At 71.1% G+C, this 20,449-nt stretch carries 24 protein-coding genes and 1 pseudogene; 16 read left to right on the forward strand and 9 right to left on the reverse strand.

All coding sequences use genetic code 11. The features are described 5' to 3' along the window. Window positions 1-108 precede the first annotated feature (108 nt). From AC067Z_RS18715 to AC067Z_RS18725, 3 genes are read right to left on the reverse strand one after another with little or no spacing between them, the layout of a single operon-like run. A complete protein-coding gene (locus AC067Z_RS18715; protein ID WP_478790625.1) occupies window positions 109-504 on the reverse strand; it encodes a hypothetical protein in 396 nt (131 codons plus the stop codon). 42 nt (window positions 505-546) lie between these two features. Continuing rightward, a complete protein-coding gene (locus AC067Z_RS18720) occupies window positions 547-1,656 on the reverse strand; it encodes a sensor histidine kinase (RefSeq protein ID WP_478790626.1) in 1,110 nt (369 codons plus the stop codon). A 5-nt stretch (window positions 1,657-1,661) separates the two neighbouring features. Next, window positions 1,662-2,360: a response regulator transcription factor gene (locus AC067Z_RS18725; RefSeq protein WP_478790627.1), complete on the reverse strand. Its 699-nt coding sequence runs from the start codon at window positions 2,358-2,360 to the stop codon at window positions 1,662-1,664. Window positions 2,361-2,551: 191 nt separating this feature from the next. Between AC067Z_RS18725 and AC067Z_RS18730 the strand changes: the two genes are divergently transcribed. Continuing rightward, on the forward strand, window positions 2,552-2,944 hold the full coding sequence (locus AC067Z_RS18730; RefSeq protein WP_478790628.1) for a VOC family protein: 393 nt from the start codon (window positions 2,552-2,554) through the stop codon (window positions 2,942-2,944). Here AC067Z_RS18730 and AC067Z_RS18735 read toward each other — a convergent pair. Together AC067Z_RS18735 and AC067Z_RS18740 are read right to left on the reverse strand one after the other, a co-directional pair. Next, window positions 2,884-3,618: a helix-turn-helix domain-containing protein gene (locus AC067Z_RS18735; protein ID WP_478790629.1), complete on the reverse strand. Its 735-nt coding sequence runs from the start codon at window positions 3,616-3,618 to the stop codon at window positions 2,884-2,886. The two genes, AC067Z_RS18730 and AC067Z_RS18735, sit on opposite strands and share 61 nt — an antisense overlap. Window positions 3,619-3,747: 129 nt before the next feature. Next, entirely contained in the window at window positions 3,748-4,926 is a 1,179-nt protein-coding gene (locus AC067Z_RS18740; RefSeq protein ID WP_478790630.1) for a YihY/virulence factor BrkB family protein, read from the reverse strand. A gap of 17 nt (window positions 4,927-4,943) precedes the next feature. Between AC067Z_RS18740 and AC067Z_RS18745 the strand changes: the two genes are divergently transcribed. From AC067Z_RS18745 to AC067Z_RS18815, 15 genes are all read left to right on the forward strand, one after another. Beyond that, entirely contained in the window at window positions 4,944-6,608 is a 1,665-nt protein-coding gene (locus tag AC067Z_RS18745) for an acyl-CoA dehydrogenase family protein (protein ID WP_478790631.1), read from the forward strand. Between the two features lie 251 nt (window positions 6,609-6,859). Next, a complete protein-coding gene (locus AC067Z_RS18750) occupies window positions 6,860-8,137 on the forward strand; it encodes a helix-turn-helix domain-containing protein (protein ID WP_478790632.1) in 1,278 nt (425 codons plus the stop codon). Window positions 8,138-8,234: 97 nt separating this feature from the next. Next, window positions 8,235-8,795, forward strand: a complete 561-nt coding sequence (locus AC067Z_RS18755) for a GNAT family N-acetyltransferase (RefSeq protein WP_478790633.1) — start codon at window positions 8,235-8,237, stop codon at window positions 8,793-8,795. Between the two features lie 122 nt (window positions 8,796-8,917). Beyond that, window positions 8,918-9,001 (forward strand): putative leader peptide, encoded by an 84-nt coding sequence (locus AC067Z_RS18760; protein WP_310650533.1) that lies wholly within the window; start codon window positions 8,918-8,920, stop codon window positions 8,999-9,001. A gap of 116 nt (window positions 9,002-9,117) precedes the next feature. Further along, complete coding sequence (locus AC067Z_RS18765; protein ID WP_478790634.1) at window positions 9,118-10,815, forward strand: nitrite/sulfite reductase; 1,698 nt, start codon at window positions 9,118-9,120, stop codon at window positions 10,813-10,815. After that, window positions 10,812-10,991, forward strand: coding sequence for a hypothetical protein (locus AC067Z_RS18770; protein WP_078951228.1), 180 nt, complete (start codon window positions 10,812-10,814; stop codon window positions 10,989-10,991). The genes AC067Z_RS18765 and AC067Z_RS18770 overlap by 4 nt, the downstream gene beginning before the upstream one ends. After that, window positions 10,988-11,689 carry a phosphoadenylyl-sulfate reductase gene (locus AC067Z_RS18775; RefSeq protein ID WP_478790635.1) on the forward strand — a complete coding sequence of 234 codons (702 nt, stop codon included), beginning with the start codon at window positions 10,988-10,990 and terminating at the stop codon, window positions 11,687-11,689. Before AC067Z_RS18770 ends, AC067Z_RS18775 begins: the two co-directional genes overlap by 4 nt. Continuing rightward, the gene (gene cysC / locus AC067Z_RS18780) at window positions 11,689-12,255 is read left to right on the forward strand and encodes an adenylyl-sulfate kinase (protein ID WP_478790636.1); all 567 of its coding nucleotides are present in this window, start codon (window positions 11,689-11,691) and stop codon (window positions 12,253-12,255) included. The genes AC067Z_RS18775 and cysC overlap by 1 nt, the downstream gene beginning before the upstream one ends. 89 nt (window positions 12,256-12,344) lie before the next feature. Further along, window positions 12,345-13,283: a sulfate adenylyltransferase subunit CysD gene (cysD, locus tag AC067Z_RS18785; RefSeq protein ID WP_478790656.1), complete on the forward strand. Its 939-nt coding sequence runs from the start codon at window positions 12,345-12,347 to the stop codon at window positions 13,281-13,283. Between the two features lie 2 nt (window positions 13,284-13,285). Continuing rightward, the gene (locus AC067Z_RS18790) at window positions 13,286-14,629 is read left to right on the forward strand and encodes a sulfate adenylyltransferase subunit 1 (protein ID WP_478790637.1); all 1,344 of its coding nucleotides are present in this window, start codon (window positions 13,286-13,288) and stop codon (window positions 14,627-14,629) included. Further along, the gene (locus tag AC067Z_RS18795) at window positions 14,629-14,835 is read left to right on the forward strand and encodes a hypothetical protein (RefSeq protein WP_478790657.1); all 207 of its coding nucleotides are present in this window, start codon (window positions 14,629-14,631) and stop codon (window positions 14,833-14,835) included. Before AC067Z_RS18790 ends, AC067Z_RS18795 begins: the two co-directional genes overlap by 1 nt. 117 nt (window positions 14,836-14,952) lie before the next feature. Beyond that, a complete protein-coding gene (locus AC067Z_RS18800; RefSeq protein WP_478790638.1) occupies window positions 14,953-16,059 on the forward strand; it encodes an aliphatic sulfonate ABC transporter substrate-binding protein in 1,107 nt (368 codons plus the stop codon). 35 nt (window positions 16,060-16,094) lie between these two features. Beyond that, the gene (locus AC067Z_RS18805; protein WP_478790639.1) at window positions 16,095-16,883 is read left to right on the forward strand and encodes an ABC transporter ATP-binding protein; all 789 of its coding nucleotides are present in this window, start codon (window positions 16,095-16,097) and stop codon (window positions 16,881-16,883) included. Then, on the forward strand, window positions 16,870-17,760 hold the full coding sequence (locus AC067Z_RS18810; protein WP_478790640.1) for an ABC transporter permease: 891 nt from the start codon (window positions 16,870-16,872) through the stop codon (window positions 17,758-17,760). Before AC067Z_RS18805 ends, AC067Z_RS18810 begins: the two co-directional genes overlap by 14 nt. Before the next feature lie 7 nt (window positions 17,761-17,767). Beyond that, complete coding sequence (locus tag AC067Z_RS18815; RefSeq protein WP_478790641.1) at window positions 17,768-18,505, forward strand: sirohydrochlorin chelatase; 738 nt, start codon at window positions 17,768-17,770, stop codon at window positions 18,503-18,505. Between the two features lie 17 nt (window positions 18,506-18,522). Here the strand turns inward: AC067Z_RS18815 and AC067Z_RS18820 are convergent, their stop codons facing one another. The 4 genes and pseudogenes from AC067Z_RS18820 to AC067Z_RS18835 all read right to left on the reverse strand — a co-directional run. Beyond that, window positions 18,523-19,149 (reverse strand): mycothiol-dependent nitroreductase Rv2466c family protein, encoded by a 627-nt coding sequence (locus AC067Z_RS18820; protein ID WP_478790642.1) that lies wholly within the window; start codon window positions 19,147-19,149, stop codon window positions 18,523-18,525. 72 nt (window positions 19,150-19,221) lie between these two features. Continuing rightward, window positions 19,222-19,629: a nuclear transport factor 2 family protein gene (locus AC067Z_RS18825; RefSeq protein ID WP_478790643.1), complete on the reverse strand. Its 408-nt coding sequence runs from the start codon at window positions 19,627-19,629 to the stop codon at window positions 19,222-19,224. Then, window positions 19,622-20,170, reverse strand: a complete 549-nt coding sequence (locus AC067Z_RS18830; protein ID WP_478790644.1) for a DUF1697 domain-containing protein — start codon at window positions 20,168-20,170, stop codon at window positions 19,622-19,624. The genes AC067Z_RS18825 and AC067Z_RS18830 overlap by 8 nt, the downstream gene beginning before the upstream one ends. Window positions 20,171-20,312: 142 nt before the next feature. Continuing rightward, window positions 20,313-20,449: pseudogene (locus AC067Z_RS18835) on the reverse strand (S8 family peptidase); the annotation flags it as partial.

Consider the following 20,449-nt stretch of genomic DNA (forward strand, 5'->3'; position numbering starts at 1 on the left):
GTGGGGAGTTGCAGTCCCTGGTGCGGAAGCGTAGAGGTCACACCGCATAGAGTGCCGTGCCCGGCGATCCGGTCGCGAGGCACCCCGCACCGGAGCCGGCCGGGGACGTCAGCGCCCGAGCAGCACATGCCCGCCGTCGCGGAAGGCGAGCACCGTCGGCTCGGTGTCGTCGTCCTCGCGGAAGTGGCCCGCGTACCCGTCGCGTTCGGCGTACGGCGCGAGGAGGTCGAGCAGCGTGGCGAGGCCGCCGAGGTCGTCGTCGAGCCAGTGGTTCCGGCTGAACAGCCCCCATCCGTGCAGATCCCCGGGCCGCAGCACGGCGAAGTCCCCACCGGGCAGGGGACTGTGCGGGTCGGGCGCGAGCATGGGGTACGGGTGCGCCGGTTCGAGCCCGGTCGGCCGATCCGTCCCCTCGCCGATGTGCCAGCGGAGGGCACACAGCACGGCATCCGGCAGATCCTCGCGGAGGGCACAGGCGAGGACGACCTCGTAGTGGAAGCTCACGTGGGCATTGTGCCGGGGCGTGCGGGTGACCGCTCCCGGCGGCTACGCCGCCGTCGGCAGGGAGACCTCGAATCGGCAGCCGCCCGTCACGTTGCGGACGTCGGCCCGGCCCGCGTGTGCCTCGACGATGCCGCGGACGATCGCGAGGCCCAGGCCCGCGCCGGCCGGAGGTGTGCGGGCCTGCGTGCCGCGCCAGCCCGTGTCGAAGACGCGGGGCAGGTCGTCCTCGGGGATGCCTCCGCAGCCGTCGGTGACGGAGAGGACCACCCGGCCCTCCCGCAACTCGGCGGCCACGGCCACCGTCCCGTCGGCCGGGGTCCGGCGGATGGCGTTGACGAGCAGGTTCGCCAGGACCCTCGTCATCTCCTTGCCGTCGACCTCGACCGGCAGGGGCTCGACGCCGTCGCCGACCAGCCGTACACCGTGTTCCCTCGCCAACGGATCGGCACCCGCGAGCGCCTCGCCGACCAGGTCGTGGACGGACATCCGGGTGGGCGTGAGGGACAGGGCGCCCGCGTGGATGCGGGAGAGTTCGAAGAGGTCGCCGACCATCGAGTTGAGGCGGTCGACCTCGGTACGGATCTGCCGGAAGTAGCGTTCCGGGTCCTGGACGACCCCGTCCTCCAGCGCCTCCGACATGGCCCGCAGACCGGCCAGCGGGGTGCGCAGGTCGTGGGAGATCCAGGCGACGAGTTCGCGCCGTGACGTCTCCAGGGCGCGTTCGCGCTCCCGGGAGGCGGCGAGCCGGTCGCTGGTGGCGGCGAGTTCCCGGCTCAGCGCGTCCAGTTCGGCGGTGGAGGAACCGTCGGGCGCCGCGAACGCGCCGCCGTCACCGAAGGACCGTGCCGCCAGGGCGAGTTCACGGCTGCGCGCGACGACCCAGCGGCCCAGCAGCAGCGCTGTGGCGAGCGAGACGACGGCGGCCATGGCGACGACCGTGGTGACGACGGTCAGGTCGTGCGCGGACAGGAACATGGCCTGGGCGACCGCGAGCGTGCCGGCGAGCATCGCCGTGACGGTGACGGCTGCGACGACGGTCAGCGACACCGCCACGGACCGGTGACGCAGCACGCGCAGCACAAGGGCGCCCAGGATCCCGGCGGCGACGGCGCCCAGGAGGGCGTAGAGCGCGATGAGCAGCATGTCCCGCACGGCGATCAGTCCTCCTCCGGGGCATCGAAGCGGTAGCCCACGCCCCACACGGTGTGGATGAGCCGCGGCCGGGCCGGGTCGTCCTCGATCTTTCCGCGCAGCCGCCGCACATGGACGGTCACGGTCGACAGGTCGCCGAACTCCCAGCCCCACACGTCCTGCATCAGCCGCTCCCGGCCGATCGCCTCGCCCGGGTGCCGCATCAGATGCGCGAGCAGGTCGAACTCCCGCAGGGTCAGGGCGAGTTCCCGGCCGTCCTTGACGGCCCGCCGGGCGGCAGGATCCAGCACGATGCCGGCGGCGGCGAGCTCGGGGCCGCCGCGCCGCTCCCCCGGTGCCCGGCCGCGGCGCAGGACGGACTCGACCCTCAGCACCAGCTCCCGGGGACTGAACGGCTTGGTCACATAGTCGTCGGCCCCGACCTCCAGCCCCAGGATCCGGTCGTCCTCGTCCCCACGCGCGGTCAGCATGATGACAGGTACGGATTCCGTCCCGCCCGCGCGCAGCCTGCGGCACACCTCCAGTCCGTCCATGCCGGGAAGCATCAGGTCGAGCACGACGAGATCGGGGCGGCGTCCGGCGGCGAGCCGGAGCGCCTGATGCCCGTCCGCCGCTCGGTCCACGGTGAAGCCGGCACGCTCCAGATATCCGGTGACGACCTCGGCCACGGTCGGATCGTCGTCGACGACCAAGATGTTGTGCATACCGCCAGTGTGGCCGCCCACGGCGCTCCCGATCACCTGCGCCGCCTTACGAATCCATGACGTCGACCCATGACGTCGACCCATGACGTCGGCCCATGACACCGCGGCTGTGTGCGGTCGGAGGCGGCGACGTCGCGGCGACGTCCGATTCGTTCAAGACCGTGCGTCGCGGTCCGCCCTACGGTGGCGCCATGACTCCACAATTCGACGCCATCGGCCTGGTCGTCACCGACATGGCCGCCTCGCTCGCCTTCTACCGCCGTCTAGGACTCGACATCCCCGCCGAAGCGGACTCCGCACCGCACGCGGAAGCGACCCTCCCGAGCGGGCTGCGGGTGCTGTGGGACACGGAGGAGACCATGCGGTCCTTCGACCCCGACTGGTCGCCCCCGTCCGGCGGCGACCGCCTCGGCCTGTGCTTCCTGTGCGACGCTCCCGCCGAGGTCGACGCGGTCCACGACGAGCTGGTCGCGGCCGGTTACCGGAGCCACCTCAAGCCCTGGGACGCCGTGTGGGGGCAGCGTTACGCGGTCGTGCTCGACCCCGACGGCGTGGGCGTCTCGCTCTTCGCCAACGCTTCGTAGGCGCCGAGGGTGGTCCCGGCCAGCGCGCGCATCTCGCGGGCGAGGTGGGCCTGGTCGGCGCAGCCCGCGGCGACGGCGGCCTCGGCGTACGGGACGCCGGCGCGGACGAGCGTCAGCGCGCGCTGCAGCCGCAGGATGCGTGCGAGGGTCTTGGGCCCGTAGCCGAAGGCGTCCAGGGCGCGGCGGTGCAGCTGCCGGGCGCCGAGCCCGGCGGCGTCGGCGGCCGCCGCGACCGTGCCTCCCGCCTCCAGGTGCCCTGCGATCCGTTCGATCAGCGGGTCCGGCGGCCCGGTCCGGGCGGCCCGGTGCAGGGCGACGGTCTCCAGTCCGGTGGTCGGGTCGGCGCCGTCGACACGGGCGGCGAGCCTGTGTGCCTCGGCCGCGCCCCACAGGTCCGCGAGCTCCACGCGCCGGTCACGCAGTTCATGGGCGGGAACGCCGAAGAACGCGGGCGCGGCGCCCGGCGCGAAGCGAATCCCTGCCCACCGGGCGCCGGGGGCGCCGCCGGGCGGGTGGGCGTGGGTGTCGGGTCCCGCGACGAGCAGCCTGCCGTCGGTCCAGAGCAGGTCCATGCAGCCGTCGGGGAGCACGGGGTACACCGGACCGTCCCCTGCGGGCCCGGACCGGCTCCAGACGACCGCGCCGTCCAGCAGCGACGCCCGTTCCTGGTACATGTCCCCGAGGATAGGCCGCGCCTGCGGCCTCCGGGAGGCTGATTCCGCGGCGTCCCCGGCCGCTTGCTCCGGCGCGGGCTCCGGCGCGGGCTCCGGCGCGGGCTCCGGCGCGGGCTCCGGCGCGGGACGCTACTCGCTCCCGTCCCACCCGTTGTCGCGTGGCTGGTCCTTGCCGTTGTCCCGGCCGGTGTGCAGCCGCGACCTCACATCGTCCGGGGGCAGGAACTTCGACCAGCGCTCGGGGAACTCCGACGGCATGTCCCCGCCGCCCTCCCCCTCGTCGTCCTCGTCGTCGTCCTCGTCCTCGTACACATGGGCAGCTCTGGCGCGGGCCAGCAGCTCCGCGGCGTCGGCGGCCCGGGCGCGTTCGTTGGCGGCGCGGGCCGCCGACGTGGCGACCGAAGGCCAGACCCGGTCGATGGCGGCGTTGACCGCGGCGCCGACGAGCACGGCGAAGGCCGAGATCCCGATCCAGAGGAGGAAGGCGATGGGCGCGGCCAGCGACCCGTAGATCGTGGGGCCCTCGACGGTGCTGGTCAGGTAGATGCGCAGCAGGAAGCTGCCCAGCACCCACATCGCGAGGGCCACGAGCGCGCCGGGCACGTCCTCCACCCATGGCGACCGCACGGGCACGGACACGTGGTAGAGCGTGGTGAGGAAGGCGATGGAGAGCAGGCTGACCACCGGCCAGTACATGGCCCTTACCACTTCCGTGCCCCAGGGCATCAGCTCCACGACCCGGTCGGGGCCGACCACCGCGAGCGGCAGCACGACCGCGCCGATCAGCAGGGCGACGATGTAGAGCAGGAACGCCAGCAGCCGGGTGGCGACGATGCCGCGGTGCCCGTCCAGGCCGTACATGACGGTGATGGTGTCGATGAAGACGTTCACGGCCCGGGACCCGGACCACAGGGCGATGGCGAAACCGATGGAGATGAGGTCCGGGCGGCCGCCCTGGGTGACATCCTCGAGGAGCGGTTTGGCGATGTCGTTGACTCCGCGTTCGGACAGCACGGTGCCGACGGCGGTGAGGATGTTCTCCTCGATGGAGGCGACGGTGGTGGTGTTGGTCCAGTTGTCGATGTAGCCGAGAAGGCCGAGCAGGCCGAGCATCAGCGGCGGCACCGACAGCAGCGTGAAGAACGCCGCTTCCGCCGCGAGCCCGAGGATGCGGTACTCGATGCACGAATTGACGGTGTCCTTCAGCAGCAGCCACGTCATCTTCCGCTTGGAGACGTTGCGATAGAGGACTCGGGCCCGGTGGAGTCGGCCCGAGGGCCGCTCGGGTGTTTCATTTGCTGCCTGCACCTCCTTACCGTATCGGCATGGCAGCCGGCACCCACACCGTGACCAACCAGGCTCCGCCCCTGGTGGGGTACGACGTCTTCGCCTCCGACAGAGTCCTCGGGGAGGCGGTCGGCCGACACGTCCCTCCCGACCTTCTCGACGGCGTTCGGGAGGAGCTGTGCGCCCTCGGGCAGGCGGCGGGATCCGCCCAGGTCCAGGAGTGGGGCGTGCAGGCGGACGAGAACCCTCCGAAACTGCGCACCCACGACCGCTACGGCAACCGGATCGACGAGGTCGACTTCCATCCCGCCTGGCACCGGCTGCTGGGCCACGCCGTCTCCGCAGGTCTGGTCGACGCGTGGGGCAGGCCCGCCGGGCACGTCAGGCGGGCCGCCGGGTTCCTGGTGTGGACGCAGGCGGAGGCCGGGCACGGCTGCCCGCTGTCGATGACACACGCCGCGGTGCCCGCCCTGCGCACGGATCCCGCGATCGCCGCCGAGTGGGAGCCCCGGCTGACCTCGACGGTGTACGAGGCGGGGCTGCGGCCGGCCGCGCTGAAGGCCGGTTCGCTGTTCGGTATGGGCATGACCGAGAAGCAGGGCGGCAGCGACGTCCGCACGAACACGACGCGCGCAGAGGTGCTGTCCGCCGACGGCGAGTACCTGTTGACCGGTCACAAGTGGTTCTGCTCCGCGCCGATGAGTGACGGTTTCCTGGTGCTGGCCCGGGCTGCTGGGGACACCTCCCGCGCCGAAGGCCACGAGGGAGAGCCGACCTGCTTCCTGGTGCCCCGTGTGCTGGAGGACGGCACGCGGAACGTCTTCAGGATCCAGCGGCTGAAGGACAAGCTCGGCAACAGGTCCAACGCGTCCGGCGAGGTCGAGTTCGACGGGACGTGGGCGAGGCGGGTCGGCGACGAGGGCCGCGGGGTGCGCACCATCATCGAGATGGTGGCCGCGACCCGGCTCGACTGCGTCGTCGGCTCGGCAGCGCTGATGCGGCAGGCGGTCGCGCAGGCGGTCCACCACACCGCGTACCGCAGCGCCTTCGGCGGGCTGCTGATCGACAAGCCGCTGATGCGCAACGTGCTGGCGGACCTGGCCCTGGAGTCGGAGGCGGCGACGACGCTGGCGCTGCGGCTGGCGGCGTCGTACGACGCGGGCGCCGAGCAGGAGCGGGCGTTCCTGCGGCTCGCGGTGCCCGTGGCCAAGTACTGGGTGACCAAGCGGTGCACCCCGACGGTGGCCGAGGCGCTGGAGTGCCTGGGCGGCAACGGCTACGTGGAGGAGTCCGGCATGCCCCGGCTGCTGCGCGAGTCACCGCTCAACTCGATCTGGGAGGGCTCGGGCAACGTCCAGGCGCTGGACGTGCTGCGGGTTCTCCAGAGGGAGCCGGCGGCGCTGAACGCCTATCTGCAGGAGGTGGGCAGGGCGCGCGGCGCCGATCACCGGCTGGACGCGGCGATCAAGGACCTGCTGACGGAGCTGGCCGATCTGGACGGCATCGAGGCGCGGGCGCGTCGGCTGGCGGAGCGCATGGCGCTGGTCCTGCAGGGCTCGCTGCTGGTGCGGTGGGCACCGTCCGAGGTGTCCGACGCGTTCTGTGCGTCGCGGCTGGGCGGTGACTGGGGGGCGGCGTTCGGGACGCTGCCGCATCCGCTGGACCTGGCGCCGGTCGTGGAGAGGGCGCGGGCCGTGGTCTGAGCACGTCGAACGGGCGCGAACCGTGGTGCTACGGCACGCGCCCGTGACGTGTTGGGTGGTGCTGCGCCGACACGGCACCACCCTCACCGGCGAACCGGTGTTCCGTCACCTTCGTACAGGCGCACGCCCGTTCGCGACGGTTGCAAAGGGTTGCATCCTTGTGGGGCGTATCGCGGCGCGCGGTGTCCGAAAAGGGAGAGGATGGCCCGGCCACCCCCACTCCGGACGCTGGAGTCATCGAGGAGGACCCAGTGCAGAACGCATCGCTCGATCTGGCCAGACTCGCCGCCATGGACACCACGGACGCTTTGCGGCTGCTGAAGGGCGTACGGGATGCCGCGCTCGCCGGCCGCCGCCCGGACGTGGGGCCGCGGACGGACATCGACGAGTCCTGGCAGCGGATGCTCCGCAACGGGCTCCACCCCGACCGTGACCGCCGGGCGGGGCTGCTGCCGCTGGAGGAGATCGAACGCCGCCGACTGGCCTCACCGCTGCTGGAGGTGCTGCCTGTGCTGCGGGACGGACTGGTGTCCATGGCGGAGGCGGCGCAGCACATCATGGTCGTCGCGGACGCGGACGGGCGGCTGCTGTGGCGGGAGGGCAGCCCAGCGGTGCTGCGCAAGGGTGACTCGCACGGCTTCGTACCGGGCGCGGACTGGAACGAGAGCGTGGTGGGCACCAACGGGGTGGGTACCCCGCTGGTCACCCGGCGCCCGGTGCAGGTGCACTCCGCCGAGCATTTCGTCTCCACGCACCACACCTGGACGTGCGCGGGCGCCCCGATCACCGATCCCCGCGACGGCAGGCTCATCGGCGTCGTCGACCTGAGCGGGCCGCTGTCCACCATGCATCCGGCGACCCTCGCTCTGGTCACCTCGGTCGCCCGGCTCGCGGAGGCGGAACTGCGCAACCGCCATCTGGAGGCGCTGGACCGGCTGCGCACGGTTGCGGCCCCGCTGCTGAGCCGGATCAACGGCCGTGCCGTGGCCGTGGACGTGAACGGCTGGCCGGCCGCGGTGACGGGAATGGCGCCGCCCGGACGGCTCGGGCTGCCGAAGTCGGCGCGCGCCGGCCGGCTGTGGCTGCCGTCGCTGGGGATGTGTTCGGTCGAGCCGCTGCCTGGCGGCTGGCTGGTGCGGGTGGACGACGAGGCCGCTCCCGAGGTGCCGAGACGGGTGGTGCTCGATCTCAGCCGGCCGCGGCGGCCGTCCGTGCGGGTGTCCGGCGGCTCGGGCAGCTGGACGTACGAGCTGAGCCCCCGCCATGCCGAGTTGTTGTACGTCCTGGCGCTGCACCGGGAGGGGCGGAGCGCGGCGGAGCTGGCGGAGGACATCTTCGCGGACCGGACGCGCAGGGTGACGGTGCGGGCGGAGATGTCGCGACTGCGCCGGTATCTCGCGCAGGTGCTGGCCCACCGTCCGTACCGGTTCGCGGAGGACATCGAGGTGGAGCTGGTGACACCGGAGCACCTGGACGATCTGCTGCCGCACTCGGCGGCGCCCGCGGTGCGGCGGTCGAGGTCGCGCTGACCGGCGGCGCGCGGGGCGGGGCGGCGGGGCCCGGCCTGCGCACGGGGGCGGAAGGCGTCGTTTGGCCGGATCCCGGCGGCATGATTCCCTGGCGCGCATGAGCATCTCTGTGACCACCTGGTCCCTGGAGCAGAGGTCGCCCGCCGATCAGCGGCCGGCGTCCGTGCCCGAGGGGGACATACGGATCGTGCGGGCCGAGGTCCCCTCGCCCGAGTTCAGCCGCTTCCTCTATACGGCCGTCGGCGGGGACATCCGCTGGACCGACCGGCTCGGCATGACGTACGCCGAATGGGAGAAGTACCTGGGGCGCCCGGGTGTGGAGACCTGGGTGGCCTACGACAGGGGGACGCCGGCGGGCTATGTGGAGCTGGAGGCCCAGGACGGCGGCGCCGTGGAGATCGTCTACTTCGGGCTGGTCCCTGCATTCCGCGGCCGCCGCATCGGCGGGCATCTGCTGTCGTACGGCGTCGCGCGCGCCTGGGACCTGGCCGAGCGGTGGCCGGGGCTGCCGGAGACCCGGCGGGTGTGGCTGCACACGTGCTCCAAGGACGGCCCGCACGCGATGGACAACTATCTGCGCCGCGGCTTCACGCTCTTCGACACCAAGGTCGCCGAGGAGGACGAGGTGGCGGCCCCCGGACCGTGGCCGGGCGCCTGATCGCTCCCTCGCACGTACGCCCTGCGGTGACCCGTGACACACTGTCTCGCGATTCGGGACAGTGTTGTCCACATTCTGGATGAAGCTGGACTGGGTCCAAAGTCCCATGACACGCTTCCGTCATGTCTAGCACTGGAATTGCCTTGGTGAGTCGGCGGCACGTCGACCTCGGCCGCATGTCCAGCGCCATCTGTCCGGCCTGCTGACAGCCCAGCACAGCCGCGCTTCTCCTCTTCTTCACCCCGCCCTGCGCACTGTCGCGCCCTCGTCGCGAGTGTGCAGCTCAGAGCCGCCCTCCTGCAGTCTCGAAGGACATATCGCCATGGCCGCCACCCCCGAAAAGCCCGCCTCCGCCACGCCCCGCCGCAAGCCGGGGCGACACCGTGGCGAGGGCCAGTGGGCGATGGGCCACCACACTCCGCTCAACGGCAACGAGCAGACCAAGAAGGACGACGACGGTCTCAATGTGCGGACACGCATTGAGACGATCTACGCCCACCGCGGTTTCGACTCCATCGACGGCGCCGACCTGCGCGGACGGATGCGCTGGTGGGGCCTGTACACCCAGCGCAAGCCCGGGATCGACGGCGGCAAGACCGCGATCCTGGAGCCGGAGGAGCTGGACGACGAGTTCTTCATGCTGCGGGTGCGCATCGACGGTGGACGGCTGACCACCGAGCAGCTGCGGGTCATCGGCGAGATCTCCCAGGAGTTCGCGCGCGGCACCGCCGACCTCACGGACCGGCAGAACGTGCAGTACCACTGGATCCGCATCGAGGACGTGCCGGAGATCTGGCGCCGGCTGGAGGCCGTGGGCCTGTCGACGACCGAGGCGTGCGGTGACACCCCGCGCACCATCCTCGGCTCGCCGGTCGCCGGCATCGCCGAGGACGAGATCATCGACGGCAGCCCGGCGATCGACGAGATCCACCGCCGCTACATCGGCAACAAGGAGTTCTCGAACCTGCCCCGCAAGTTCAAGACGGCGGTCTCCGGTTCCCCGCTGCTGGACGTGGCGCACGAGATCAACGACATCGCGTTCGTCGGTGTCGAGCACCCGGAGCACGGCCCCGGGTTCGACCTCTGGGTCGGCGGTGGCCTGTCCACCAACCCCAAGCTCGGTGTCCGTCTCGGCGCCTGGGTCCCGCTGGACGAGGTCCCCGACGCCTGGGAGGGCGTCGTCTCGATCTTCCGCGACTACGGCTACCGGCGGCTGCGCAACCGTGCCCGTCTGAAGTTCCTGGTGGCCGACTGGGGTGCCGAGAAGTTCCGTCAGGTGCTGGAGGACGAGTACCTGCAGCGGAAGCTGGTCGACGGGCCCGCGCCGCAGCAGCCCGTCCAGCACTGGCGTGACCACGTGGGCGTCCACCGCCAGCAGGACGGACGCTTCTACGTCGGCTTCGCGCCGCGCGTCGGCCGCGTCGACGGCGCGACACTCACCAAGATCGCCGAACTGGCCGAGACGCACGGCTCCGGCCGGGTGCGCACCACCGTCGAGCAGAAGATGATCGTGCTCGACGTGACCGAGCAGCAGATCGACTCGCTGGTCTCCGGCCTGGAGGCGCTGGACCTGCAGGTCAAGCCGTCCTCGTTCCGGCGCGGCACCATGGCCTGCACCGGCATCGAGTTCTGCAAGCTCGCGATCGTCGAGACCAAGGGCCGCGGCTCCGCGCTGATCGACGAACTGGAGCGCCGCCTCCCGGAGTTCGGCGAGCCGATCACCATCAACATCAACGGCTGCCCCAACGCCTGCGCCCGTATCCAGACCGCGGACATCGGTCTCAAGGGCCAGCTCATGCTGGACGGCGACGGCAACCAGGTCGAGGGCTACCAGGTGCACCTGGGCGGCGCCCTCGGGCTGGACGCCGCCTTCGGCCGCAAGGTCCGCGGACTGAAGGTCACCTCGGCCGAGCTGCCCGACTACGTGGAGCGGGTCCTCAAGCGCTTCGAGGCGGAGCGCGAGGACGGCGAGCGCTTCGCGACATGGGCGGCACGGGCGAGCGAGGAGGCCCTGTCATGAGCGAGCGGGCTGCGCCGTTCTACTGCCCGTACTGCGGCGACGAGGATCTGCGTCCCAGCGAAGAGGGTCACGGCGCCTGGGAATGCGCGGCGTGCAACCGGGCCTTCCAGTTGAAGTTCCTCGGTCTGCTGACCCGAGGACTTCAGCGCAACGACGGTGGAGGGGAAGAGATATGACGACGGTTCAGGCCGAACGGGATCTCAAGTCGCTGGCCGAGCAGGCCGGACGCGACCTCGAGGACGCCTCGGCACTCGACATCCTGACGTGGGCCGCGGAGACCTTCGGCAAGCGTTTCTGCGTCACCTCCTCGATGGAGGACGCGGTCGTCGCCCATCTCGCCTCCCGCGCCTTCCCCGGAGTGGACGTCGTCTTCCTCGACACCGGCTACCACTTCGAGGAGACCATCGGCACGCGCGACGCCGTGGACGCCGTGATGGACGTCAATGTCATCACGCTCACGCCGCGCCGGACCGTGGCCGAGCAGGACGCCGAGTACGGTCCCAGGCTGCACGACCGCGACCCCGACCTCTGCTGCGCGCTGCGCAAGGTCAAGCCGCTGGAAGAGGGCCTGACCGCGTACGAGGCCTGGGCGACGGGTCTGCGCCGCGACGAGTCCCCGACCCGGGCGAACACCCCGGTCGTCGGCTGGGACGAGAAGCGGCAGAAGGTCAAGATCTCGCCGATCGCGCGCTGGACGCAGGACGACGTGGACGCCTACGTCGCCGAGCACGGCGTGCTGACCAATCCGCTCCTCATGGACGGCTACGCCTCCGTCGGCTGCGCGCCCTGCACGCGCCGGGTGCTGGAGGGCGAGGACGTACGCGCCGGGCGCTGGGCCGGCCGGGGCAAGACGGAATGCGGGCTGCACGGCTGATGACGACCGATCAGAACTCTTTGGAGAACGACGTGACCGGAGCCACCATCTGGCTCACGGGTCTGCCGAGCGCCGGCAAGACCACCATCGCCTACGAGCTGGCCGCCCGGCTGCGCGCCGAGGGCCACCGCGTCGAGCTGCTCGACGGGGACGAGATCCGCGAGTTCCTCTCGGCGGGCCTCGGCTTCAGCCGCGAGGACCGGCACACCAACGTCCAGCGGATCGGCTTCGTCGCGGAACTGCTCGCGTCGAACGGCGTGCAGGTGCTGGTACCGGTCATCGCTCCGTACGCGGACAGCCGTGAGGCGGTGCGCAAGCGCCACCAGCAGGAGGGCACCGCGTACGTCGAGATCCATGTCGCCACCCCGGTCGAGGTCTGCTCGGAACGGGACGTGAAGGGGCTGTACGCCAAGCAGGCGGCAGGCGAGATCAGCGGGCTGACGGGTGTGGACGACCCGTACGAGGAGCCCGAGTCGCCGGACCTGCGGATCGAGTCCCAGAACCAGACCGTGCAGGAGTCCGCGGAAGCGGTGCACGCGCTGCTCACCGAAAGGGGTCTGCTGTGAGCGACGCACTCGCGGCCGCCGGGCCGCAGACGAACGGGAAAGCCGCACCTCTGCGCCGCGAGGGCGGAGAAGCTCATGAAAGGGCCTCTGTGACGACCAGCGTCGACATCGTGAGCGAGGGCACGGACAGCCCGTACGCGCTCACCCACCTGGACGCTCTCGAGTCCGAGGCGGTGCACATCTTCCGCGAGGTGGCGGGCGAGTTCGAGCGGCCGGTGATCCTGTTCTCCGGCGGCAAGGACTCCATCGTCATGCTGCATCTGGCGCTGAAGGCGTTCGCCCCGGCGGCGGTCCCCTTCTCGCTGCTGCACGTGGACACCGGACACAACTTCCCCGAGGTCATCGAGTACCGCGACCGTGTGGTCGCCGCACATGGGCTGCGGCTCCATGTGGCGTCCGTCCAGGAGTACATCGATGCCGGCAAGCTGCGCGAGCGGCCCGACGGTACGCGCAACCCGCTGCAGACCGTGCCGCTGACCGAGGCCATCCAGCAGCACCGTTTCGACGCGGTGTTCGGCGGCGGACGGCGTGACGAGGAGAAGGCCCGCGCCAAGGAGCGGGTGTTCAGCCTCCGGGACGAGTTCTCCCAGTGGGACCCGCGCCGTCAGCGCCCCGAGCTGTGGCAGCTCTACAACGGCCGCCACGCGCCCGGCGAGCACGTCCGCGTCTTCCCGCTGTCCAACTGGACCGAGCTCGACGTCTGGCAGTACATCCAGCGCGAGAAGATCGAACTGCCCGAGATCTACTTCGCCCACGAGCGCGCGGTGTTCAAGCGTTCCGGCATGTGGCTGACCGCCGGCGAGTGGGGCGGCCCGAAGGACACCGAGACGGTCGAGACGCGGCTCATCCGCTACCGCACCGTCGGCGACATGTCCTGCACCGGTGCCGTCGACTCCGACGCCACCACGCTCGACGCCGTGATCACGGAGATCGCCGCCTCCCGGCTCACCGAGCGGGGCGCCACGCGCGCCGACGACAAGATGTCCGAGGCTGCGATGGAAGACCGCAAGCGCGAAGGGTACTTCTAGACATGACGAGCACCACCGAGCAGCTGACCGAGCAGCTTTCGGCCACCACGCTGCTGCGCTTCGCCACCGCGGGATCCGTCGACGACGGCAAGTCCACCCTGGTGGGGCGGCTGCTGCACGACTCCAAGTCGGTCCTCACCGACCAGTTGGAGGCCGTCGAGCACGCCTCCCGCAACCGCGGCCAGGAGGCGCCCGACCTAGCGCTGCTCACCGACGGGCTGCGGGCCGAGCGCGAACAGGGCATCACCATCGACGTGGCGTACCGCTACTTCGCCACCACGCGCAGGCGGTTCATCCTCGCCGACACCCCCGGGCACGTGCAGTACACCCGCAACATGGTGACCGGCGCGTCCACCGCCGAGCTCACGGTGATCCTGGTCGACGCGCGCAACGGCGTCGTCGAGCAGACCCGCCGCCACGCCGCGATCGCCGCGCTGCTGCGCGTCCCGCACGTGGTCCTCGCCGTCAACAAGATGGACCTCGTCGACTACGCCGAGCCCGTCTTCGCGCAGATCGCCGAGGAGTTCACCGCGTACGCCGCCTCCCTGGGCGTCCCCGAGATCACCGCGATCCCGATCTCCGCGCTCACCGGCGACAACGTCGTGGAGCCCTCGGCCACCATGGACTGGTACGGCGGACCGACCGTGCTGGAGCACCTGGAGACCGTGCCGGTCAGCCACGACCTCACCGGCTGCCACGCCCGGCTGCCCGTGCAGTACGTGATCCGGCCGCAGACCGCCGAGCACCCCGACTACCGCGGCTACGCGGGCCAGATCGCGGCCGGTACGTTCCGCGTCGGCGAGTCCGTGACCGTGCTGCCGTCCGGCCGTACGTCGAAGATCTCCGCGATCGATCTGCTGGGCGAGTCGGTGGACGTCGCCTGGACACCGCAGTCGGTCACCCTCCTGCTGGAGGACGACATCGACATCTCGCGCGGCGACCTCATCGTGCCGAGCGGCGACGCGCCGCCGACCACGCAGGACGTCGAGGCGACCGTCTGCCATGTCGCCGACCAGCCGCTCGCCGTCGGCCAGCGGGTACTGCTCAAGCACACCACCCGCACGGTGAAGGCGATCGTCAAGGAGATCCCGTCGCGGCTCACCCTCGACGACCTGTCCCAGCACCCGGCCCCCGGGCAGCTGGTGGCCAATGACATCGGCCGGGTCAAGGTCCGTACCGCCGAGCCGCTGGCGCTCGACTCGTACGCCGACTCCCGCCGCACCGGCTCGTTCCTGCTGATCGACCCCGCGGACGGCACCACGCTCGCGGCCGGTATGGCCGGCGCCGCGTTCGCCGCCGAGGCGGAGCCCGTGGCCGAGGCCGACGACGAGGGCTGGGACTTCTGATGACGGACATCTACGCGACGTTCGCGAAGGAGGGCGGCCGGGTCGGCTGGGGGTCCCCCCGGACGAAGTCTGGGGGAGGCGCCCTCGGCGCGGACACGCTCAACGCCAGTACCGACATCTACGCGACGTTCGCGAAGGAGGGCGGCCGGGTCGGCAGCGGCGCCCTCGGCGCGGGCACGGGCGGGGTGGCGCGATGTGCGCGATGACGTACGCGCACTGCCTGCGCGCCCACACCCCCCGCACCCCGCACCGCCGAAGACCTGCCGATCTCCCGGCCACGACATGAGTCCGTGACCGCCGGGCCAACGAGAGGAAAGCCTCCCGTGCCTGCCACCCGTACCACCCTGCGCCGCAGTCTCGCCGCTGCCGCCGCCCTGCCGCTGCTGATCGGCGCTCTCGCCTCCTGCGGCTACGGCTCGGAAGCGAAGACCGAAGACAAGAAGGTGGCCGCCGAGGGCGAGAAGCTCTCGGCCGACGAGGTGAGGATCGGTTACTTCCCGAACCTCACGCACGCCACCGCCCTGGTGGGCGACCAAGAGGGCATCATCCAGAAGGAGCTGGGCGGCACGGAACTGAAGGTGTCGACCTTCAACGCCGGCCCCTCCGAGATCGAGGCGCTCAACGCCGACTCGATCGACATCGGCTTCATCGGCCCCTCGCCCGCGATCAACGGCTACTCCAAGTCCAAGGGCCAGAACCTGCGCATCATCGGCGGATCGGCGTCCGGCGGCGTGAAGCTGGTCGTCAACCCGAAGAAGATCAAGACCCTGGACGACCTCAAGGGCAAGAAGATCGCCACCCCGCAGCTGGGCAACACCCAGGACGTGGCGTTCCTCAACTGGATCAAGGAGAAGGGCTGGAACGTCGACGCCCAGAGCGGCAAGGGCGACGTCTCCGTGGTCCGCACCGAGAACAAGGTCGCACCGGATGCCTACAAGTCCGGTTCCATCGACGGCGCGTGGGTGCCTGAGCCGACCGCGTCCAAGCTGGTCAGCGAAGGCGCGAAGGTACTGCTCGACGAGTCCACGCTGTGGCCGGACAAGAAGTTCGTGATCACGAACATCATCGTGTCGCAGAAGTTCCTCACCGAGCACCCGGACATCGTCGAGGCGGTGCTGCGCGGTTCGGTGAAGACGAACGACTGGATCAACGCCAACCCGGACACGGCGAAGGCGTCGGCGAACGCCAAGCTGAAGTCGCTCACCGGCAAGCCGCTGGGTGCCGAGGTCATCGACCCGGCGTGGAAGTCCATCCAGTTCACCGACGACCCGCTGGCGGCGACGCTGGAGGCGCAGGCCGGTCACGCGGTGAAGGCAGGTCTGCTGGAGGAGCCGGACCTCGCCGGGATCTACGACCTGAAGCCGCTGAACAAGGTTCTCAAGGCCGCGGGCAAGCCCGAGGTCGCCGACGCCGGACTCGGCGTCAAGTAATCCCGTAGCAGCCGAGTTCCCAGGAGGTGACGACCATGGCCACTGCCCTCGCCAAGGCCGAGGACCGCGTGAGCGTGGAGTACGCGGCCCGTATCGGGCATGTCTCCAAGTCCTTCGCCGGACCCACCGGCCCCCAGCTCGTCCTGGACGACATCACGCTCGATGTCGCTCCCGGCGAGTTCGTCACCCTCCTCGGGGCCTCGGGCTGCGGCAAGTCGACGCTGCTCAATCTGGTCGCGGGGCTCGACCGGCCGACCGCGGGGTCCATCGAGACCCCCGGCGGCCGGCCGGCCCTGATGTTCCAGGAGCACGCGCTGTTCCCGTGGCTGACCGCGGGCAAGAACATCGAGCTCGCTCTGCGGCTGCGCGGCGTGCAGAAGTCCGAGCGGCGCACCGAGGCGGAGCGGCTGCTGGAGCTGGTGCGGCTGAACGGCTCGTACGGGAAGCGGGTGCACGAGCTGTCCGGCGGAATGCGTCAGCGTGTGGCTCTGGCCCGCGCGCTCGCCCAGGACAGTGATCTGCTGCTGATGGACGAGCCGTTCGCGGCGCTGGACGCCATCACCCGCGACGTGCTGCACGACGAACTGACGCGCATCTGGCGCGAGACGAACCTGTCGGTGCTGTTCGTCACCCACAACGTGCGCGAGGCCGTGCGGCTGGCCGAGCGTGTGGTGCTGCTGTCGTCCCGGCCGGGCCGGATCGCCCGGGAGTGGCGCATCGGGCTGCCGCAGCCGCGCCGCATCGAGGACGCCGCCGTGGCGGAGCTGTCCGTCGAGATCACCGAAGAACTGCGTGGGGAGATCCGCCGTCATGGCCAGCACTGAGACGACCGCCAAGACCGACGCCCAGGACATCGCGGGCCTGGAGGCGGGCCTCGACGCGCTGGACGCGGTGCAGGTGCGCCGTACGCCCGTGCGCGAGGTGCTGCTGGGCAAGGTCCTGCCGCCGGTGGTGGCCGTCGCACTGGTGCTGGTCGTGTGGCAGCTCCTGGTGTGGGGGAAGGTCACCGACGAGTACAAGCTTCCGGCGCCGGGCGCGGTGTGGAACAGCCTGACCGACATGTGGCTGGCGGGCACGCTGCTCGAGGTGCTCTGGACCAGCGTCTCCCGCGCCCTGTTCGGCTTTCTGCTGGCGCTCGCCATCGGCACTCCGCTGGGACTGCTGGTCTCACGGGTGAAGTTCGTCCGCGCCGCGATCGGCCCCATTCTTTCCGGGCTGCAGTCCCTGCCGTCGGTGGCCTGGGTGGCTCCCGCGGTCCTCTGGCTCGGTCTCAACGACTCGATGATGTACGCGGTGATCCTGCTCGGCGCGGTGCCGTCCATCGCCAACGGCCTGGTGGCGGGCGTCGACCAGGTGCCACCGCTGTTCCTGCGGGCGGGCCGCACGCTGGGCGCGACCGGGCTGCGCGGCGCCTGGCACATCGTGATGCCGGCGGCGCTCCCCGGCTATCTGGCGGGGTTGAAGCAGGGCTGGGCGTTCTCGTGGCGATCGCTGATGGCTGCCGAGATCATCGCCTCCTCGCCCGAGCTGGGCCTGGGGCTCGGCCAGTTGCTGGAGAACGGTCGCAACAACATCGACATGGCGGGGATCTTCCTGGCCATCATCCTGATCCTGATCGTGGGTATCGCCATCGATCTGCTGATTTTCAGCCCGCTGGAGCGTGCGGTGCTGCGCCGCCGCGGCCTGCTGGTGAAGAACTGAGCGCACCATGAACCGACCCGTCCTCCTCGTCATCGCCCACGGCAGCCGCGATCCGCGGCATGCGTCGACCGTGCATGCCCTCACCCGGTGTGTGCAGGCGCTGCAGCCCGGGCTGCGGGTGGAAGTCGGCTTCCTGGACTTCAACCTTCCGTCGGTCTCCGGGGTGCTGGACCGGCTCGCGTCGCAGGGCGTACGGGACGTGGTGGCCATGCCGCTGCTGCTGACCCGCGCCTTCCACGCCAAGGCGGACATCCCCGCCGTGCTGCGCACGGCGCCGCCGTCCCTGCGCATCCGGCAGGCGGATGTGCTCGGCCCGTCACCGATGCTGCTGTCCGCCGTCGAGCGGCGGCTGTACGAGGCGGGGCTCACGCCCGCCGACAAGAGCTCGACCGGCCTGGTGCTGGCTGCGGCGGGCTCCACAGACCCGGAGGCGATCGCAGTGATCGCCGAAACAGCGCGGGAGCTGCGGCACACCGGTTGGTGCGCCGTGCGACCTGCGTTCGCCTCCGCATCCCTTCCGCGCACCGAGGACGCGGTGCGCGAGCTGCGCGCCTCGGGCGTGCGCCGTGTGGCGGTCGCCCCCTACGTGATCGCCCCCGGCCGGCTGCCCGACCGCATCGCTGCCGGTGCGGCGGGGGCCGATGTCCTCGCGGATGTGCTGGGCCCGGCGCCGGAGCTGGCGCGGCTGCTCCTCGCCCGGCACGACGAGGCGCTGGAGCAGCGCCTGGTGGCGGCGACGGCCTGACGCCGGGCGCGACCCCGTCAGTCGAACACCAGGCTGCCCGTGCGGGTGCGCTTGATCTCGAACAGGTCGGGGTGGCCCGCGAGGACGCGGAAACTGTCGAAGAGTTCGCCGGCCCTCGGCCCGCGCGGAACCGCGTTGAGGACCGGTCCGAACCAGACCGTGCCGTCGACATGGATGGTGGGGGTGCCGACGTAGCCGTCGGCAGCGGGGTCCTTGCCCACCTCGTGACTGGCGCGCACCGCGTCGTCCCAGGACGGGTCCCGGGCCGCATCGGCGAGCGCGGCGGGCAGGCCGAGTGCGGCGAGCGACCGGGCGGCCACATCGTCGAAGTCGTCGTTCTTGTCCTGGTGGATGCGGGTGCCGAGCTCGGTGTACAGCTCGCGCAGCACTCCGTCGCCGTGCTGCCGCGCGGCGGCCGCGACGACGCGGACGAGCCCGAGGGAGCGGTCGACCAGGTCGCGGTACCAGTCCGGGAGTTCGTTGCCGACGTTGTGCAGATACAGGCTCATCAACCGGAAGCGGAGGTCGATGGTGCGTTCGCGTTCGACCTCGAGCATCCAGCGGGAGGTGATCCAGGCGAAGGGGCAGACGGGGTCGAAGTAGAAGTCGACGACGGTGTTCCCGGTGGTCTCCGTGGTGTCCATGGCGTCGACCCTAGCCAGCAAGTGGCACGTGTCTGCGGTCCACTTGCACGCTGTTCCCTTGGGCCATTTCAGTCAACCGACGGCTCCGCCCGCCACCGGTGACGGGTCGCCCTCCTCCTCGAAACGCGTGCCCTGGTGGAAGTAGAGCAGCCAGTTCCCGTCCGTCAGCCGCCAGATCGAACTGCGGTGTGCCCGGTGGGCGCCGGACTCGGTGTCGAACGTCAGATGGACCACGCCGGGCGCGAGCAGCGCGCCCTTCATCCGGGACGTGGTGATCTCCCGCGGCACGGGGGCGTCCCTGGCCCGCAGCGCGGCCATGATCGACTGGCGGGTCCACAGCCGGCCCGACGTGCCGAACTCCTCGTAGTCCGGGTGCAGCAGATCCGCGAGCAGCTCGGGCGAGGACCGCACCGCCGGGTCGAGCAGCCGGAACTCCGCCTCCATCGCTGCGTTCACGGCTTCCGTTGCGGGCTCAGGCACGGGTCATCTCCACCAGTTTGACGACGGTGTTCCAGTTCCGGGTGGTGGCGACGACCCCTTTCGTCAGGGACGGTCGCGCCAGTGCCGCGGCGAGTTTCGAGCGGCCGAGACCGTCCGGGGTGTACAGGTACAGCGCCCGGTCGCCGAGCCGGAACTCCTCCGGCAGGTGTTCTGCGGGATCGACGGAGGCCAGCCGTTCGGGTGCGAGTGTCTCGGACAGATAGGTCACATGCAGCTGCTTGCCCTCCAGCGTGGCGGCCGGGAACGGACAGGCGTCGGCGACCGCCGCCAGGTAGTCGCTGCCGCGCACGAGTGTGTCGACGCGGAAGCCGAGGTCCTGCTCGATCGCATCCTCGATGGCCTGGGCGAGCACCCGCTCGTCGGCCTCGTCGCTGCTGAACATCGCGTTGCCGCTCTGCAGGTACGTGGCCACGTCGCGGTGCCCCAACTCCTCGAGGAGCACGCGGAGTCGGTTCATCGGGACCTTCTTCTTGGCGCCCACGTTGATCCCGCGCAGCAGCGCCGCATACCTCGTCGTCATGGGCACACGATAAGGCGGCCGCCGTGCCCCGTGGGGGAGGGCACGGCGGCCGCCGGCTCAACAGCCGGGGACGTCCCCGCGTGATTCCGCCGGACGCACCGGCGGAATGGCAGGGACTGCCCCTACGGCTTCTCGCCCTCGGTCACTCGACGACCTTCAGCAGCTTGTTCGGCGTGCCCTCGGTCGGGTTGGTGATCTTGTCGGGCGTGGCGCCGTCGGTGAGCGCCTTGGCGACGTCCGCCGGGGCGGCGTCCTGGTGCCCGGCGAGGTAGACCGCTG

The organism is Streptomyces sp. NPDC043812, assembly GCF_056436245.1.